14 protein-coding genes are annotated in these 17198 nt (G+C 71.2%); 3 read left to right on the top strand and 11 right to left on the bottom strand.

What is annotated here, in order from left to right; genetic code table 11:
• Positions 1-22: 22 nt before the first annotated feature.
• The 3 genes from AB0J40_RS39325 to AB0J40_RS39315 all read right to left on the bottom strand — a co-directional run bounded on the left by AB0J40_RS39325 (position 23) and on the right by AB0J40_RS39315 (position 5156).
• Positions 23-751 (bottom strand): lysophospholipid acyltransferase family protein, encoded by a 729-nt coding sequence (locus tag AB0J40_RS39325; RefSeq protein WP_364464152.1) that lies wholly within the window; start codon positions 749-751, stop codon positions 23-25.
• A gap of 1166 nt (positions 752-1917) precedes the next feature.
• Positions 1918-3501 carry a hypothetical protein gene (locus AB0J40_RS39320; RefSeq protein WP_364464149.1) on the bottom strand — a complete coding sequence of 528 codons (1584 nt, stop codon included), beginning with the start codon at positions 3499-3501 and terminating at the stop codon, positions 1918-1920.
• A complete protein-coding gene (locus AB0J40_RS39315; protein ID WP_364464146.1) occupies positions 3498-5156 on the bottom strand; it encodes a hypothetical protein in 1659 nt (552 codons plus the stop codon). Before AB0J40_RS39315 ends, AB0J40_RS39320 begins: the two co-directional genes overlap by 4 nt.
• Positions 5157-5306: 150 nt before the next feature.
• Between AB0J40_RS39315 and AB0J40_RS39310 the strand changes: the two genes are divergently transcribed.
• Complete coding sequence (locus tag AB0J40_RS39310) at positions 5307-7193, top strand: DUF6541 family protein (RefSeq protein ID WP_364464207.1); 1887 nt, start codon at positions 5307-5309, stop codon at positions 7191-7193.
• Between the two features lie 47 nt (positions 7194-7240).
• Here the strand turns inward: AB0J40_RS39310 and AB0J40_RS39305 are convergent, their stop codons facing one another.
• The 7 genes from AB0J40_RS39305 to AB0J40_RS39275 are packed head-to-tail and all read right to left on the bottom strand — an operon-like array spanning position 7241 to position 13596.
• Positions 7241-8209 carry a lysylphosphatidylglycerol synthase transmembrane domain-containing protein gene (locus AB0J40_RS39305; protein ID WP_364464143.1) on the bottom strand — a complete coding sequence of 323 codons (969 nt, stop codon included), beginning with the start codon at positions 8207-8209 and terminating at the stop codon, positions 7241-7243.
• A gap of 11 nt (positions 8210-8220) precedes the next feature.
• Complete coding sequence (locus AB0J40_RS39300; RefSeq protein ID WP_364464140.1) at positions 8221-9462, bottom strand: acyl-CoA reductase; 1242 nt, start codon at positions 9460-9462, stop codon at positions 8221-8223.
• Positions 9459-10511 (bottom strand): acyl-protein synthetase, encoded by a 1053-nt coding sequence (locus tag AB0J40_RS39295; protein ID WP_364464138.1) that lies wholly within the window; start codon positions 10509-10511, stop codon positions 9459-9461. Before AB0J40_RS39295 ends, AB0J40_RS39300 begins: the two co-directional genes overlap by 4 nt.
• Positions 10508-11902, bottom strand: a complete 1395-nt coding sequence (locus tag AB0J40_RS39290) for an AMP-binding protein (protein WP_364464135.1) — start codon at positions 11900-11902, stop codon at positions 10508-10510. Before AB0J40_RS39290 ends, AB0J40_RS39295 begins: the two co-directional genes overlap by 4 nt.
• Complete coding sequence (locus tag AB0J40_RS39285) at positions 11899-12630, bottom strand: glucose 1-dehydrogenase (RefSeq protein ID WP_364464132.1); 732 nt, start codon at positions 12628-12630, stop codon at positions 11899-11901. The genes AB0J40_RS39290 and AB0J40_RS39285 overlap by 4 nt, the downstream gene beginning before the upstream one ends.
• Complete coding sequence (locus AB0J40_RS39280; protein WP_086675568.1) at positions 12623-12865, bottom strand: acyl carrier protein; 243 nt, start codon at positions 12863-12865, stop codon at positions 12623-12625. Before AB0J40_RS39280 ends, AB0J40_RS39285 begins: the two co-directional genes overlap by 8 nt.
• Before the next feature lie 11 nt (positions 12866-12876).
• Positions 12877-13596 (bottom strand): UDP-N-acetylglucosamine acyltransferase, encoded by a 720-nt coding sequence (locus AB0J40_RS39275; RefSeq protein ID WP_364464129.1) that lies wholly within the window; start codon positions 13594-13596, stop codon positions 12877-12879.
• 149 nt (positions 13597-13745) lie between these two features.
• Between AB0J40_RS39275 and AB0J40_RS39270 the strand changes: the two genes are divergently transcribed.
• Complete coding sequence (locus AB0J40_RS39270) at positions 13746-14852, top strand: DegT/DnrJ/EryC1/StrS family aminotransferase (protein ID WP_364464126.1); 1107 nt, start codon at positions 13746-13748, stop codon at positions 14850-14852.
• Positions 14849-15805 (top strand): Gfo/Idh/MocA family oxidoreductase, encoded by a 957-nt coding sequence (locus tag AB0J40_RS39265; protein ID WP_364464123.1) that lies wholly within the window; start codon positions 14849-14851, stop codon positions 15803-15805. The genes AB0J40_RS39270 and AB0J40_RS39265 overlap by 4 nt, the downstream gene beginning before the upstream one ends.
• On the opposite strand, the gene AB0J40_RS39260 is transcribed toward AB0J40_RS39265, so the two are convergent.
• Positions 15802-17193, bottom strand: coding sequence for a M20/M25/M40 family metallo-hydrolase (locus tag AB0J40_RS39260; protein WP_364464121.1), 1392 nt, complete (start codon positions 17191-17193; stop codon positions 15802-15804). The two genes, AB0J40_RS39265 and AB0J40_RS39260, sit on opposite strands and share 4 nt — an antisense overlap.
• Positions 17194-17198 lie beyond the last annotated feature (5 nt).

Genomic DNA, 17198 nt, shown 5'->3' with positions numbered 1-17198 from the left:
GCCCGGGGCGAAGCCCCGGATATCACAGCCGGTCCAGTTCGGCCGCTTCTTCCGGCGTCGGCGCGGTGCCGCCCAGGTGGGCGGGCAGCCACCAGCGTTCCTCGTCGGACGCGGGCCGGTCCGGGTACTCGGCCTGGGCCCGGTCGAGCAGCGCGCTCATCCGGGTGCGCAGCTCCTTCGTGACGACGTCCCAGTCGGCGCCCTTGGCCGGGTGCATCGGCTCGCCGATGAGGATCGAGATCGGCACGTGCCGCCGGGTCAGGTCCTTCGGCCGGCCCTTCGTCCAGAGCCGCTGGGTGCCCCACAGCGCCATCGGGACGACCGGGACGTCGGCCGCCGCGGCCATCCGGATCGCGCCCGACTTGATCTCCTTGACGGTGAACGACTGGCTGATCGTCGCCTCCGGGAAGACGCCGACGACCTCGCCGGCCTGCAGCTTCGCGAGTGCTTCGCGGTAGGAAGCGAGCCCGGCGGAGCGGTCGACGGGGATGTGGCGCATCCCGCGCATCAGCGGCCCGGCGATCTTGTTGTCGAAGATCTCCTTCTTCGCCATGAACCGCGTCAGCCGCTTGGCCGGGCGCGCGCCGAGGCCGCAGAAGATGAAGTCCAGGTAGCTCACGTGGTTGCACGCGATGACCGCGCCGCCGGAGCGCGGGATGTGCTCCGCGCCCTCGACCCGGATGCGGTTGTCCAGTACCCGGAACATGGTCCGGGCCGCCGCGATCACGGGCGGGTACACGAAGTCGGCCATCGCGCCAGGTTACGCGACCGTAGGTTCTTGACCGCCGTTCAGCGGCGAAGGCCACAAACCGGGCGAAGCTCACGCCGAACGAACGACCACTAGGCTTTTCGCGTGGGGACAGTGACTGAATCGCGCGTCAGACGAGCCGGCCACCGAGTCTCGGTGTACCTGGGTCTGGCCACGGTGACACTGCTCAACCTCATCTCCTACGCCCCTGTGCAGCCGAACGCGCACGAGAAGGCGTGGGGCGACGCCGCCGAGTACTACGCGATGTCGGTGCGGACCGGCGCCCAGGTCGACAACCCGTTCGCGCTGCGGATGCTGAGCCCGTGGCTCGTCCACACCGTCAACCGGTTCACCGGCATCTCGCTCGACTCGGTGTGGCTGGCCTTCACGTTCGTGCTGGTCCTGGCCGCGGCCATCGTCTTCTTCGAGTTCCTCTGGGTCCGCCTGAACCTGCGGCTGTACACCTCGGCGCTCGCCGCCGTCGCGCTGGCCGGCACGTTCTGGTACGCGCCGTACGCGTTCAGCAACCCGTACCTGGTCGACCCGCTGAACAACCTGCTCTACCTGCTCGCGCTGTGGCTGCTGTTCGACCGGCGGCTGATCTGGTTCGCGCTGGTGATCGTGATCGGCGCGATCAACAAGGAGACGACGCTGCTGCTCGCGCCGCTGTACCCGCTGGCGGCGTGGACGCGGTCGCGGTCGCTGCGCGACAAGCAGGTCATCGGCGGGCTGGTCGCCGTGGTCGTCGCGGGCGGGCTGTACTTCGCGTTCCGGCTGTGGGCCCAGGCGCTGATCGGCGGCGACTACGGGTTCGGCGCCGGCCAGGCCAACAGCGGCCTGCTGGGCAACATCCGGTTCGCGCTGTCGTCGAACAAGGGCGTCGACCAGGCGGCGCTGTACAGCACGTTCGGCTTCTTCTGGCTGATCTTCGCCTACGGCCTCTACCGCGAGTTCCGGCGCGAACGGACCCGGAGCCTGCTGCTGGTGTCGAGCGTCTGGCTGGGGCTGTGCTGCCTGGCCGGGCGCATGGTCGCGACGGACACCCAGCGCGTCTTCGTCATGCTCGCGCCGCTGGTCATCGGGCTGGTCGCGGTCGTGCTCGACGAGCACCGCGGCGAAGCCCGGCGCATCTGGGTCGGCGTGGTGTTCTTCCTGTACCTGGCGGTGAACTACAAGCTGGCGTCGTCGTCGACGATCTTCCTCGTCGGCTTGGCCGGGCTGCTCGTGTTCGTGCTGCTCGAGGTGCCGCCGTTCTGGCCGAAGCCGTCGCCGAGGGTCCCGGCGGCCGACGACGGCCCGCCGACCGAGGAGTTCCTCCCCCACCGCGGTTCGCTCGACCGCGACTGAGGCAGCGCCGCCAGGACGAGCGCGAGCAAGAGCGTGAACAGCGCGACGGACTGGTGCTTCACGCCCTCGATGCCGTCGCCGAGGGCCGCCGTGGCGAACTGCGTCAGCGAGACCGCCAGTAGGAACGCCAGCACGACACCCACCGGGTCCCGCCGCTGCCACCACGCCCGGACCAGCACGAACAGCCAGATCGGCACCAGCGCGAGCAGGCCGAGCGGGCTGATCAGGCGGGTCAGCCAGGAGACGACCGGCACCCGGTACTCCTGCGCGTGCGGCGCGAAGCCGGCCTCCTGGTCGAAGCTGCCGAGGTAGTCCGGGCGCGCGGTGAGCTGGTCGGTCGCGGCCTTGTCCAGCACTTCGAGCGTCCGGCCGGGGTGGCTCGCGAAGTAGCCGAGGACGTTCTCGCGGGTCATCTTGTCGCGGTAGCCGGGGTACAGCGGATCCATCGTCGCCGGGTGCGGGTGCCACCAGCCGTTGCCCGCGTACTGGGCGAACGAGGGCGGCAGGCCCAGCGCGGCGAGGTCGGCCCCGGTGTCGTGCCTGCCGTCGACGATGTTCAGGAAGATCGAGTTGAACATGTTGATCTCGCGCGAGTCGTCGCCCGGGAACGCGGTGTACGTGCCGTCGGGCGCGCGGGCCGGTTCGACGCTCTGCTGCGCGAACAGCGTCACCGCGCCGACGGCCCCGATGACCAGCGCCGCGGCCGCCCACCGCTTCGCCCCGCGCACCGCGCCCGGCCGGACGAGCAGCACGGCGAGCGCGAGGATCGGCAGGATGATCAGCGTCTGGACCTTGGCGTTGACGGCCAGGACACCGCCCACGAACGTCACCGCCATGCCCGCGTAGCTCCACCGGCCTTCGCGCGCGGTCAGCAGCAGGCCACCGGCGATCAGCAGGAGACCGAGGAAGGCCGCGCCTTCGCCCAGGATCGCCGCGAAGTAGCCGAAGAACGCCGAGTCGGCGACGACCAGCAGGAGCCCCGCCGCCGCGGCCAGCCGGACGCGGACGGGGTACGGCAGGCCGAGCACGATCGCGGTGATCGCCGCGGCGGCGACGATGCTGCTCAGCAGGCCGAGCACGACCAGGCTCAGCGTCGCCGGGAAGCCGGCCAGCCGGGCGAGCCCGACGGACGCCTCCGCCAGCCAGCTCTGCGTCAGCAGGTAGGTGGGCCGGCACGGCGGCGCGCCCGGCGCGGCGGTGTAGGCGAGGTGGACGAACGGCTCGGGCAGGCCCTTCCACGTGATCCCGGCGCCGCAGAGCACGCGGCCGCCGTCGCCGTTGTTCGACATCGCGATCGGCCGCGGCACCAGGAACCGGACGACGAAGAGCAGCAGCGACACCCCGAAGACCCCGATCCCGAGCCGGGCTTCGGCACCCAGGCGCGCTTTCGGGACGTCGAGCTTCACGAAGGACAGGGTACGTAGCGGAAGTCCGGGCCCCGGTCGAGGTCCGTGACCACGGCTTTCGCGTCCTCCGCGCGCGGGTAGACGGAGACCCAGTAGGGCGTGCCGACGCGGCGGAAGGTGGCGACCTGGTACTTGCCCGCGTAGACCGGGTCGATCACGCAGTGCTGGCGGTCGGCGTAGCCGCTGTCGGCGGGCACCGCGACGGTCGGGCGGCGAGCGTTGACGACGTAGTCGTAGTCCGTGGCGACGCCGCCGTCGTGCCGGCCTTCGCGGGCGATGTGGTCGTCGGTGCGGCCGAGGACGTCGATGATGAGCAGCTGGCCGCTGCGCGCGGCGAGCGCGCCGGGCGCGGCGGCGCTGACGACCGACCCGGGCGGCAGGTACTCGCCGAGCCAGCCGCCGATCTCGGCGAGCTCGCTGCCGTGCGCGCGCCAGTCGCGGACGCGGTCGAGCAGCTCGGGGCTGAACACCGAGACGAGCACGGCGATGCCGGCGAGCCCGCAGGCGGTCACCGGTACCAGCCGCGTCGCCGCGGGCCACGCCCTCGGCCGCGGCGACGGCTTGGCCTCGACGTCCGCGGTCAGCACGCCGTAGGTGGCGACGCTCGCGACGGCGATCAGCGGCGGCACGGGGGCCAGCACCCGCCACGCGGGACCGGGGTCGCCGCCGATCAGCACGGCGGCGGCCGCGAGCCCCACCGCCGTCGCCAACAGCAGCCAGATCAGGGTGCGGGCCTCGGCGGCGTCGGTACGACGCAGTAGGAGCGCAACCGCGGCGACCAAACCGAGCAGTAGGAAACCCTGGTGCGCCAAGGCGAACCCGGACAGGTACGGCCAGCCGGCGGCGACCCGCGCACCGAGCGGGCCGCCGAGCTTCGCGGCCAGCGGCGCGGGCAGGAAGTGCTCGTAGAACGTCGCCCGCCAGGCCAGCCGCGGGATCAGGAACACGAGCGCGCCCAGCAGGTACCCGACCGGCGCCCACCAGCTGTGTTTCTTCTTCACCGCGGCCCCGACCAGCCAGAGGCCGCCGAGCACGCCGGCCACCAGGCCCTCCGGGCTGGTCATCACGGCGAACGCGACCAGCACGCCGGCCACCACCGGACGCCGCGCCACCAGCGAGTAGCAGACGGCGAGCAGCAGCAGGACGAACAGCGGGACCTCGGAGCCGGACGGCCCGTAGACGGCGAGGCCGCCGGCGCTCGCGGTGAGCACCGCGGCGGCGACGCCGATCGCCGGCCGCGGCTCGGCGCCGGCGGGCGCGGCTGCCGCGACGATCCGGTTGGCCAGGAAGCAGGAAATGAGGACCGCGCCGAGCGCGGCGAGAACGCCGAAGACGACGGCGACGGTCTGGACGTCGGCGCCGAACGCGGCCCGCGGGAGGGCGATCAGGACCAGCCAGAGGAAGTTCGTGTAGCCCTCGACGCGTTCGCCGGGGTTGAACACCGGGCCGTTCCCGTCGGCGATGTTCTGCGCGTACCGGAACGACACGAGCGCGTCTTCGGTGACGGTCGCGAACAGCAGCTGGTGCAGCAGCGAAAGGCCGAGGGTGAGGGCGAGGACGAAACCGCGCCAGCCGCGGTCGGTGTCGAGGCGGCCCCAGGTCAGCACCACGATCGCGGCGAGGACCAGCCACGCCACCACGACCGCGTAGACCACCCGGCCCCCTCGAAGATCGCTCCGCCCGGCGTCAGTCAAGCAGGGAAACGCACTGGTCAATATAACCCGTTCGGGTATCGCGCCGGAGTGTCCCGTTCGGACTCCCAACCCCGGGACGGCTCGCTGATCGTCGTCGGCTTAGTCTCCAGCGTGCTTTCCGTCTGCGTTGCCATTGCCGTCATCGCCGTCCCGGGCCTCCTGACCGGCCTCGCCGTGGGACTGCGCGGCTGGGCGCTGGCCGGCTTGGCACCGCTGCTGAGCTATGCGATCGGCGGCCTGACCGGGCCGTGGACGGCAGCGATCGGGTGGTCGTTCACCCCGTTGACGTACGCGGTTTCGACCGTCGTGTTCGCCGCGATCGCTTACGGTGTCCGGAAACTGACGGTCCGCCGCCGGCCGCCCGAACCGGAACCCGGGCTGTGGGACCGGCGCGGGCACTTCGCCGTCGGCGCGTGCCTGCTGTTCGGGGCGGCGGTCGGCTTTTACGCGACGCTGCGCGGCTTGGGCCACATCGGCGCGCTGCCGCAGGGTTTCGACGCGGTGTACCACGGCAACGCCGTCCGCTACATCGCCGACACCGGCGACGGCGGCCTGTTCGGCACCGGGAGCGTGAACTGGTACGGCGACGCGCTGCCGGTGTTCTACCCCAACGCCTACCACCTGCTGGCGGCGGTGACCTACCGGCTGAGCGGCGCGTCCATCCCGGCGACGCTGGACGCGAACACGCTGCTGCTACCGGGTTTGCTGGCGTTGTCGTTGGTGACGCTGGTCCGCGAGTTCCGCGGGCGCGCGGTGCTGGCCGGCGCGGTGGCGCTGACGGCGGTGGCGCCGGTGATGGGCGTCTACGAGTCGATGGACCGCGGGCCGCTGCTGCCGTTCGCACTGGGTGTCACGCTCACGCCGCTGGCGGCGGTGGCGTTGCGGCGGTACCTGGACCGCGTCGCGCCGGACACGGGTTTCGTGCTGCTGCTCGCGGCGGTGGGCCTGCTGTGCATCCATTCCTCGACGTTGTTCGGCGGAATCCTGTTCGCCGGACCGATGCTGGTGCAGCGCTGGCTGACGTCGTGGCGCCGGATCGGCCGGGACCTGCTGGCGCTGCTGCCGATCGCCGTGGTCGCGTTGCTGGTGGCGTGGCTGCAGTTGTTCGGCGCGCTCGGTCTGGCGACGGGCGACGTCCCGTACTACGGCTGGCCGAGCGAGTGGCGCGCGTCCGCGGCGTTGGGCGCGTTGCTGAGTTTCCAGCACTTCGAGGCGCACCCGCAGGTGTGGCTGTCGGTGGCGCTGTTCCTGGGGATCGTGTTCTTCGCGCGGGCGGGGGCGTTGCGCTGGATCGGCTTGACGGCGGCGGTGACGGGCCTGGCGTACATGGCGGTGGCGTCGTCGAACGCGCCGCTGGTGATGGCGTTGTCCCGGCCGTGGTGGGACGACCCGTACCGGTTCTTCTCGATGGCGGCGATCCCGTTGTGCGTCCTGGCGGCCCACGGGCTGGCATCGACGCAGGAGTGGCTGCGCGACCACCTGCCACCGCGCGTGCCGGCGGTGGCGGTCGCCGTGGTGGTGCTGCTGGGTTTCGTGGTGCTGTCGAACGGCTTGTACTTCCGCTCCAACGGAGACCGCGTGTACACGGGCTACCAGGCGGCGGACCCGGAGAAGCTCCACGTGACGCCGGGCGAAGAAGCCGCGATGGTGGAGCTGGGCAAGCTGGCCGCGCCCGGTGAGTGGGCGATGAACGACCGCTTCGACGGGACGGCGTGGACGTACGCGCTGGCGGGGGTCCGGACGGTCGCGGCGCACTACGACCAGACGTTGCCGCCGTCGGACGCCCGGTTGCTGGCCGAGCGGTTCAAGGACTACGAGACGGACCCGGCGGTGCGGGCGGCGGTCCGGCGGTTGAACGTCCGGTGGGTGATCCTCGGGACCCCGTTGCCGCCTCCGGCGGAGCCTTATCAGCCGGGCTTGGTCGGGTTGGCCGGGAAGCCGTTCTTGAAAGAGGCTTGGCGCAATGCGGACGCGGTGATCTACCGGCTCGTGCCCTGAGTTGTCCACATGTGCGTAACGCCTGTGGACAACCGGTGGACAACTCCTCAGGCGGGGGTGACCGCCGGGCGGGCCGAGCGGGCCGCGACCGCGGCCAAGCCCGCCGTCAGCAGGTCCGCCACCGTGAACATCACCCGGGACGCCACCGCGAACGCAGTGGCCTGGCTGACCGTCAGACCGCTCGCCGTCAGGACCGCGACCTGGGCGACTTCGCGGACGCCCACACCGCTGGGCAGGATGAACGCGAACGTCCCCACCGTCATCGCCACGGCCATCGCGCCCACGCACAGCACGAAGCCGCTGAAGCCCGGCGTGCCCACCGAGTTCGCCAGCAGCCACAGGTGGATGCCCTGGAGGCACCACGCCGCCGTGGAGGCGCCGAAGACCTTGCCCACCACCTTCCAGCCCAGCGGGTGGGCCAGCGGCGGGCGGCGCAGCAGCCGCAGGACCAGCGAGGTCCCCCAGGTCAGGATCTTCGGGTGCAGCATCGCCAGGCCGACCGGGATCAGCACGAACAGCCACAGCGCGCGGGGGCTGTTGCTGAACACCGCCGGGGCCGCCAGGAGCGACACCACCAGTGCCGACACCACGCCGACGCCCAGCTGGATCAGCGAGCCGGTGAAGATGCGCGCCCGGGCCAGGCCCGCCTTGCGGCCCAGCTCCATCTGCAGCAGGTACGCCCAGACCGACCCCGGCACGTACTTGCCGAGCGAGCCGACCAGGCAGATCTGCGCGCCCCGGGCGTAACCGATCGGCTTGCCCAGGTCGTCGACCATCACCTGCCAGCCCCAGGTCGACACCATGATCGCCGCGACCAGGGCCACCAAGCTGAGCAGGGACGACTCCCACGCCACGTCGCGCAGCGTGTGCCAGAACTCGCCCCAGTTGGACGCGAGCTGCTTCGCCGCGAAGCCGATGACCAGCAGGATCGCGACCCAGCGGACGACGTCGAGGATCTTCGCCTTGGTGGACTTCGGCTGCTTTCCGGCAGCCGGCAGGTCCTCAACTGTCGTCATCGACCGTCTCCTCAGGCCTGCACCGTGACCAGGCGGCTGAATTCGTGGAGCAGATCGTAACCGTCCCAGACCGCGGAGAACGTCAGGGCGCTGCCGAACGGCACGATCCGGTCGACGCCGCGGCCCGCCAAGTCGTGCGCGAACTCCGTCAGTTCTTCGGCCGTGAAGCCGAACTGGCTGACCGTCTGGTCCTTGCGCAGGACGATCGGCACCAGATCGGACAACGAAGACACGCGGGCGTTCGCGAACGTGCCCGCGCCGAGCCACTCGCGCGGCAGGATCGCCGGGTCGGTCAGCTCCAGGGTGGCCAGGCCGTTGCCGTCGAACGCGATCTCCTTGACCAGCCCGTCGACCGCCGCGCCGTACGCCGAGACGCGCTTCTGGACCGCCATCGCGGGCTCGGTGACGTGCTGTTTCGTCTCCAGCACCGCCGCCAGCAGGGCCCGGAACTCCTGGCCGGCGGCCTGCGCGCCCTCGGCGTCGCCGACCCAGAACACCGCGCGCGGCGACGAGCAGGCGGCCTGGTCGAACCAGTACGAGTCATTGTAGAAGCCTTCGGCGGCCGCGCGGCGCTCTTCCGCCGACGCTCGCTGCCAGCCCGCCACCGATGCCACCGCGAACGACGAGCGGTCCGGGAACGTCAGGTCACGCGCGTGCGGGGCCAGGGGGTACTTGCGCAGGGCCGCGACCGAGCCGTCGCCGCCCCAGATGACGCGCAGGTCCGCGGCCAGCGACAGCGCGCCGCTCACCTCGTCGCTGCGGTCGTAGGTCACCATCCGCTGGGTCGCCCGGATGACGTCCGCGACGGAGTCGTCCACTTCGGACAAAGCCGCGTTCAGCGCCTCCAGCACCGCCTCGGCGGCCCCGGCCGAGCGCGACGAGACCCGCACGACGTTGTGGTTGCCCGCCAGCGCGGACAGCGCCCACGAGTAGACGAAGATCGTGTCGACGTTCGCCGGCGGCACGTGGAAGACGAGGCCACGCGGGAACCGCAGCGTGTTCCCGGAGGTGTCCAAAGTGGACAGCGCCTTGGCGATTTCGCCCTTGCGCAGGAAGAACCCGAGCGACGCCAGCTCCGGGAACCGGCGCGCGGTGGCCGGCGCCAGCAGCTTGCGCGCGAACTTCGTGATGAACTCGACGACGCGCGGGTCGCCGACGCGCAGCCGCCCGCCCGGCGGCGCCGCCCGCAGCTCGTCGACCAGGGCACCGACCTCGACCGGAGCCCCCGCGGGGAATCGCTGGGTGAGGCTCATGCCGCCGCTCCCGAGAACGTGTCCGAGCACCCGCGGGCCTCGGCCTTCGGCAACCGCCCGAGCACCGAGAAGTGCTTGCCCGGCCAGTCGCCGTCGTCGATGCCGTGGTAGACGCCGAGGTCTTCGGTCAGCAGCACGTGGCCCGGGTACGACGTCGGCAGCGTCGAGACGACCTCGATCACGCCCGGCTCGCCGACCGGCTGCTCCTCCCACGTATCCGGGTTCCGGATCACGACGTCGGCGAAGTCCGGGCAGTACAGCGAGTTCCCGGACGGCCCCTCGAGGAACACCGTGCCGATCTGCTCGATCATCCCGTAGTAGTTGTGGATCCGGGTGAGCCCGGTGTCCTCTTTGAACCGGCGCCGGAACTCGGTGTTGTCGACCGCGCGGTCGATCAGCTTCTTCCAGCCACCGCTGTGGATCAGGATGCCGTTCGACAGGTCGAGGCCGTTGTCCCGCGCGACCTCGTACAGGTACAGCCACACCATGAACGTGAAGCCGAAGATCAGGAACGGCTTGTCGCCGTACTCGGCCAGGAACTTCTTGACGGCCTCGACGTCCGGCTTGTCGTTCTCGTCGAGCACGTAGGTGTGCTTGCGGCCGAAGTTCGCCATGCCCAGCACGCCCGCGCCGCGCGCGGAGAACGAGCGGCGGTTCTTGATGATGCCGATCGTGTCGACCATCAGCATCGGCAGCCGCTCGCCGCCGAGGACCTCCTGCAGCGTCGCGCCCAGCTGCTTGGTCTGCGCGCCCGCCGCCTCCTTGTCCAGGTAGATCCGCGACGCGCCGGCGCCGGTGGTGCCGGACGACGTGAGGGTCTTGAACACCTCGCTGTCCGGCACCGACTTCAGGTCGTGCGTCTTGAACATCCGCACCGGCAGCCACGGCAGCTCGGCGATCGAGCCGAACCGCGCGTCCGAAGCGATCCCGAGCGAGGACAGGATCCGGTCGTAGCCTTCGGAGTTCGCCCGGTGGTGGGCCGTCAGGTCAACGAGTTCGGGCAGCAGCAGGGCTTCCCGGTCAGCCTGCGACCGAGTGAACACGCTCATACCTTCGCCTCCAGTGACCGGTAGTCGATCTTGCCGCTGGCCAGCAGCGGCACGGTGTCGATCGGGCGGACGTCGAACCCGCTGGCGTGCAGGTGCAGCCGCTCCGACAGCGCCCGCGACGCGTCCTTGCAGATGTCCTTGTCGACACCCTCGGCGAACAGCACCACCTTGTCGCCGGCGGGCACCGCCGCCACCACGTCGATCCCGACCGCCGCCGCGCGCGCGGCGTGCTCGAGGTCGTCGAGGCTGACGCGGTTGCCGAACACCTTGCCGATGCGCTTGAGCCGCCCGGTGATGAACAGGTACCCGTCTTCGTCGAGGTACCCGAGGTCGCCGGTGGCGAGCACGCCGCCGTATTCGTCGCCCTTGGCCAGGCCGGACTCGTCGTCCGCGTAACCCAGCATCACGTTGGGTCCACGGTAGACGACCTCACCGACGATTTTCGGGTGCGTGGTCTCCGACCCGTCGTCCCGGCGGACCGAGAACTTCCCGCCCGGCAGCGCCGGCCCGGCGGAACCGAGCTTTTCGGCCAGCTTTTCGGCGGGCACCGTCGTCATCCGCGGCGACGCCTCGGTCTGGCCGTACATGACGTACATCCGGCCGCCGACGGCGAGCATCTTCTCGTTGAACTCGGCGACCAGCTCGTCGCGCAGCTTCCCGCCGGCCTGCGTCAGCGTGCGCAGCGTCGGGTACTTCGCCGGGTCGAACTTGAGCCGCCGCAGCATTTCGTAGTGGTACGGGACGCCCGAAAGGGACGTGACGCCGTAGGTGTTCACCGCGTCCCAGAACCCGCGGCCGAGCACGCCGGACGGCTCGATCACGACGGTCGCGTCCCGCACCAGGTGCGAGTTCAGCACCGAGAGGCCGTAGCTGTAGTGCAGCGGCAGGCAGGTCGGCGCGACCTCGTCGGCGTCGATGTGCAGCACCTGCGCGATGGCGTCGGCGTTCGAGAGGATCGCCTGGCGGGAGAGCCGGACGAGCTTCGGGTTGCCGGTCGACCCGCTGGTCGGCAGCAGGACGGCGAGGTCGGGGTGCGGCACGACCCCCTCGGCCGAGGAGCGGACCCAGTCGGCGCCCTGGGTGGTGTACCCCTCGGGCGCGTCGCCGGACGCCGCCAGCACCGCCGCCGGCCGGAACCGCGCGACCAGCCCGGCCAGCACGTCGGCGTCCAGCGCCGGGTCGATCAGCGCGATCGCCCGGCCGGATTCGAACGCGCCCAGGTAGGTCAGCACGCTCGGCAGGTCGACCGACATCCGCGCGAAGACGACGCCGACGGGCAGCGCCGCCAGCTCGTCCATCCGCTTGCCGACCTCGGCCGACAGTTCCGCGCCCGCCAGCGTGCGGCCCCCGGCCACATCGACCAGCCGGGCTCCCGCACCCAACAGCGTCACAGCACCAAGCCTCCGTCGACGCCCAGCACCTGGCCGGTGATGAAGGACGCTTCATCACTCACCAGGAACCGGATCGCGTTCGCCACGTCTTCCGTCCGGCCCAGGCGCCCGAGCGGCGTCCTGCCGGTGTTCTCCGCCTTAGCGTCCTCGCTCAGCCCCGCGGTGAGATCGGTCTCGATCACGCCCGGCGCGACCGCGTTGACGCGGATGCCGGACCGGCCGAGCTCCTTCGCCGCCGACTTGGCGATGTTCGCCACCGCCGCCTTCGAGGCTGCGTACACCGTCTGACCAGCACTTCCGTATTCGCCGACGATCGAGGCGAGCACCACGATCGCGCCGGTCTTCTTGCGCATCATCGCCCTGGCCGCGGCCTGGACGGTGTGCAGCGTGCCGGCGACGTTCGTGCTCAGCGTCGTGTCGACGAGGTCTTCCTTGATCATGCCGAGGAGCGCGTCCTCCATGATCCCGGCGTTCGCGACGACGACGTCGAGCTTGCCGTGCTCCTTCGCGACGCTCCTGACCAGCGAAGACACCGCCTTCGCGTCGGTGACGTCGAGGGCGAGCCCGGCCGCGGCGCCGGCGGTGGCGGCCGCGTCTTTGGCGCGAGCTTCGTCACGTCCGGTCAGCACCACCGTCGCGCCCGCGTCCACCAGCGCGCGGACGGTGGCCAGGCCGATCCCCCGCGTCCCGCCGGTGACGAGCGCGACGCGGCCCGACAAATCAGTCATTCTTCGCCTGCAGCTCGGTCACCATGTCCACGGCGACCTTGAAGCTCGACATGTCGATGACCTGGTCGGTGTCGAACTCGACGTCGAACTCGTCCTCGATGGCCGCGACGAGCGCCATGTGGCCGACCGAGTCCCACGCCTCGATGTCGCGGTACTTCAGGTTCTCGACGTCCACGTCGCCGTCGAGGTCCAGCGCCTCGACGAAGACCTCGCGCAGCTTGGGGGCGACAGACATGTGCGTGACTCCTAGTGCTCTTCGCGCGGGCGGGCGTCCCACGCCTTTACCAAGGTAGAGAGGTCACCGGGCAGGGTGACGTCCGGGAGACCTTCCTTGCCCTTCAGCCAGGGCCCGAGCGCCTCGATCGTCGCCTCGTCCAGACCACGGCGGGACAGGCCCACGACGTTGACGCCGGTGACGCGGGCCGGGTTGCCGACGGCGATGGTGAACGCGCCGATCTCGCGCCGCACCGCCGAGCCCATCCCGATCATCGCGCCTGGCCCGATCACGACCTTCTGGTGCAGGATCGCGCCCATGCCGAGGTTGGCGCCGTCCCAGATGTGGCAGTGGCCACCGGTGACGGCGTTGGAGGCGATCGTCACGGCGTCGCCGACCAGGCAGTCGTGCGCGATGTGGGAGCCGCGCAGGAAGTAGCCGTCGCTGCCGACCGTCGTCGTCCGCCAGGTCCCTTGGTGGACGCTCACGTACTCGCGGATCCGGTTGCGGCTGCCGATGACGACGCCGTGGCCGTCGTGATCGGGGTCACCCACCGGCGCGGCCTCCCAGGCGACCGGGTGCGGGCGGCCGCGGTCCTCGCCGGGCGTGCCGATCGTCACGTGCGGGCCGATCCAGTTGCCGTCGCCGATCCGGGCCGGCCCGACGATCACCGCGAACGGCCCGATCACGTTGTCGTCGCCGAGTTCGACGCCTTCGCCGATGACAGCGGTCGGGTGGATGCGGTTGGCCACGGGCGGGTATCCGTTCGTCGGCGGCTGGGTACTGGGCGTGCTACCGCGCCCGGTAACGTGTGGCCCGCGTTCATGCAGGGCGGCCGGGCGCAGAACCGGCGGCTCACTGTACCGGACGCGCCGAAATCGCCTGCCGAGAGAGACTGCCCATGATCCCCATCACCGTGGTCGACGTACGCGACGCGGAGGACCTCGTCGTCGAGGTGCTGCGCTCCGGCGCCATCGCACAGGGACCGATGGTCAAGCGCTTCGAAGACGCCTTCGCGGCGGTCTCCGGGACGAAGCACGCGATCGCGGTCAACAACGGGACGACCGCGCTGGTCGCCGCCCTCCAGGTCCTGGACCTGAAGCCGGGTGACGAGGTCATCACCTCGCCGTTCACGTTCGTCGCGACGCTCAACGCGATCCTCGAGGCCGGCGCGACCGTCCGGTTCGCCGACATCCGGCGCGACGACTTCGCGATCGACCCCGACGCCGTCGCGAAGGCCGTGACGGACCGCACGAAGGTCCTCATGCCGGTGCACCTCTACGGCCAGACGGCGGACATGGGCAAGCTGGCGCCGCTGGCCGCCGAGCACGGCCTGCAGGTGATCGAGGACTCCGCGCAGGCCGTCGGCGCGTCGTTCGAGGGCAAGCAGGCCGGCTCGTTCGGCATCGGCTGCTTCTCGCTGTACGCGACGAAGAACATCACGACCGCCGAGGGCGGCGTCATCACCACGGACGACGACGCGCTGGCCGACAAGCTGCGCGTGCTGCGCAACCAGGGCATGCGCGCCCGCTACCAGTACGAGGTCGCCGGGCACAACTACCGGATGACCGACCTGCACGCCGCCGTCGGCATCCCGCAGCTGGCGAAGCTCGACCAGCTGACCGCGGCCCGCCAGGCGAACGCGAAGCGGCTCTCGGAGGGCCTCGCGGGCACGCCCGGCCTGGACGTCCCGCAGGTGCTGCCGGGCCGCGAGCACGTCTGGCACCAGTACACCGTGCTGGTCGGCCCGCACGCGTTCCTCTCGCGCGACGAGCTGGCCGCGGCGCTCACCGAGCGCGGCATCGGCAACGGCATCTACTACCCCAAGATCGTCTTCGACTACGACTGCTACGCGGGTCACGACCTGATCCCGGGCGCGCGCGTCGAGGACTTCCCGGTGGCTCGCGCCGTCTCGGAGCAGGCGCTTTCGCTGCCGGTGCACCCGCACCTGACCGAGTCCGACCTGGACACCATCATCGAGACAGTTCGCGAGGTACTGGGCGCATGACGCATCGGATCGCTCTTGTCGGCACCGGGAACATGGGATCGCTGCACGCCCGCGTGCTCGCCCAGAACGAGCGCGTCGACCTGGTGCGCGTGATCGATCCGCGCGAGGAAGCGGGCAAGGCCGTCGCCGAGCGGTACGAGACGCGGTGGACGCCGGAGATCGGCGAACTGTCCGATGTGGACGCCGTCGTGCTCGCGTCGGCGACCGAGGTGCACTACGACCTGGCCCAGGAGATCCTCGGCCAGGGCAAGCCGATGCTGGTCGAAAAGCCGGTCTGCAACAGCTTCGAGAAGTCGCAGGAAATCGTTTCGCTGGCGGCGAAGAACGACATCCCGCTGATGTGCGGGCTGCTGGAGCGCTACAACCCGGCGGTGATGACCGCGCGGGCGCTGGTGAACGAGCCGGTGCACCTGATGGCCCGCCGCCACGGCCCGTACGCGCCGCGCATCAAGACCGGCGTCGCGTGGGACCTGCTGGTGCACGACGTCGACCTGGCGATCCAGTTCTTCGGCGGCGCAACGCCTTCGCGCGTGACGTCCGGTGCGGGCTACTTCCACCCGTCGTCGGTCGAGGGCGCCGAGGACACCATCGAGACGGTGCTGTCGTTCCCGACCGGCCTGGCCACGGTGTCGGCTTCGCGGCTGGGCCAGAAGAAGGTCCGCTCGCTGGTGGTGTCGGAGCTGGACCGGCTGATCGAGATCGACCTGCTCCGCCGCGACGTGACGATCTACCGGCACGTCTCGCACGACTCCGTCACCCCGGACGGCCTCGGCTACCGGCAGCAGACGGTGATCGAGATCCCGGAGCTGATCACGGCGCGCGAGCCGCTGGCCTCGCAGCTGGACCGGTTCTGCGACCTGCTGGAGGGCAAGGTCGACGCCGACACCGAGCGCGACCTGATCCTGCCGTCGCACCACGTCGTCGAGCAGGTGCTGACGCAGGCCGCGGCCTAGCTGACCGGCGCCGGGAACGCGGCCGGGCTCCGGCGCCCGCCGGAGCCCACCGCGCGGACGCCGAAGAAGACGTTGTCCTTCGACATGTCGATCTTCGCCGTCAGCGCCGGGCCGACGTCGATGGCGCGCGTCCAGTCCGGGGCCGTCGTCTCGCGCCAGAGGACTTCGTAGCCCACCGCGCCCGGGGTCGCGTCCCACAGCAGTTCCGAGTCGTTCGTCAGCGCCGTCGTGCGGATCTTCACGCCCTTCGGCGTTCCCGGCGCCGTCGCCAGCGACCACAGGGCCGCGCCGTTCACCCGCGCCACCCGGGCGATGAACGGGAAGTCGCAGAACTCCGGCAGGTCGCCGTACTGGACGCCGTTCTCCACGCGGACGTCCTGGTGCTGGTGCGCGAAGTCCTCGGCCGGCTCGGTGAACCGCGCCGCCGGGTAGCCCTGCTCCAGGAAGCCGATGTGGTCGCCGCCGCGCAGGTAGCGGTCGCGGCGGTAGATCACCCGGACACTCATGCCGGTCGCGTCGTTCTCCGCCACCGACTTCACGAACCGGGCCAGCTGCCGCGGCGGGGAGTCGTTCTCGCCGCCGATGCTGCGGCGCAGGTTCGCCTCGGCCGGCGTCTCCGCGGTCGGCACGCCTTCGGCGAACAGGCGGATCGTGAACGGGTCGCGCGTGCCGTCGTCGGCGCGGCTGGAGCCGACGATGTCGTCGGTGAACATGGCCTGGACGTCGGTGCCCGCCGCCTTGAACTGCTGCGCCAGGTGCCGCGCGCCGTAGAGGCCCTGCTCCTCGCCGGCGACGGCGGCGAAGACGATCGTCGCGGCCGGTTGCCGGGTCGAGAGGACCCGCGCCAGCTCCAGCGCGACCGCGACGCCCGAAGCGTCGTCGTCGGCGCCCGGCGCGTCTCCGGTGAAGTCCATGACGTCGCTGCGGCGCGAGTCGTAGTGCCCCGAAACGACGTAGCCGCGGCCGGGGTCGGTGGACCCGTGCAGCGTCGCGACGACGTTGGTGATCGTGGTGGGCACCGGGATCCGGTCGGCCGGCGGCTGGACGTACGACTGCAGCTCGACGGTCAGCCGGCCCTCGGAGGCCGCCGCGATCTGCTGGTACTGCGCGAAGAGCCAGTCACGCGCGGCCCCGATGCCCCGCACCGGGTCGTCCTGGGCCGACAGCGTGTGCCGCGTGCCGAACGCGGCCAGCCGCCGCACGGTCGCCTCGATCCGCCGTTCGTCGACCTGCCGCAGCAGCGCGCGCAGGTCCGGGCCGGGACGCTGCGGGCGGACCGGGACGCCGGGCCCGCGGTCGCCGAGTTCAGCGGCGCCCGCCGGGACACCGACCGCCGACGCCGCCACGGCCGCGGCCGAACCGGTGAGGAACGCTCGTCGAGAGGTCACGGTTG

The sequence above is a fragment of the Amycolatopsis sp. NPDC049691 genome (genome assembly GCF_040675005.1).
In the GTDB taxonomy this organism is placed as follows: Bacteria; Actinomycetota; Actinomycetes; order Mycobacteriales; family Pseudonocardiaceae; genus Amycolatopsis.
The sequence above is the reverse complement of the archived record's forward strand: the minus strand, read 5'-3'. Positions and strand labels throughout refer to the sequence as shown.

Bases quoted from the DNA above. Each gene is read 5' to 3' on its own strand.
- AB0J40_RS39295 (WP_364464138.1), bottom strand. From the start codon at position 10,511: ATGAGCGTGTTCACTCGGTCGCAGGCTGACCGGGAAGCCCTGCTGCTG.
- AB0J40_RS39280 (WP_086675568.1), bottom strand. From the start codon at position 12,865: ATGTCTGTCGCCCCCAAGCTGCGCGAGGTCTTCGTCGAGGCGCTGGAC.
- AB0J40_RS39300 (WP_364464140.1), bottom strand. From the start codon at position 9,462: ATGAGCCTCACCCAGCGATTCCCCGCGGGGGCTCCGGTCGAGGTCGGT.
- AB0J40_RS39285 (WP_364464132.1), bottom strand. From the start codon at position 12,630: ATGACTGATTTGTCGGGCCGCGTCGCGCTCGTCACCGGCGGGACGCGG.
- AB0J40_RS39270 (WP_364464126.1), top strand. From the start codon at position 13,746: ATGATCCCCATCACCGTGGTCGACGTACGCGACGCGGAGGACCTCGTC.
- AB0J40_RS39265 (WP_364464123.1), top strand. From the start codon at position 14,849: ATGACGCATCGGATCGCTCTTGTCGGCACCGGGAACATGGGATCGCTG.
- AB0J40_RS39305 (WP_364464143.1), bottom strand. From the start codon at position 8,209: ATGACGACAGTTGAGGACCTGCCGGCTGCCGGAAAGCAGCCGAAGTCC.
- AB0J40_RS39325 (WP_364464152.1), bottom strand. From the start codon at position 751: ATGGCCGACTTCGTGTACCCGCCCGTGATCGCGGCGGCCCGGACCATG.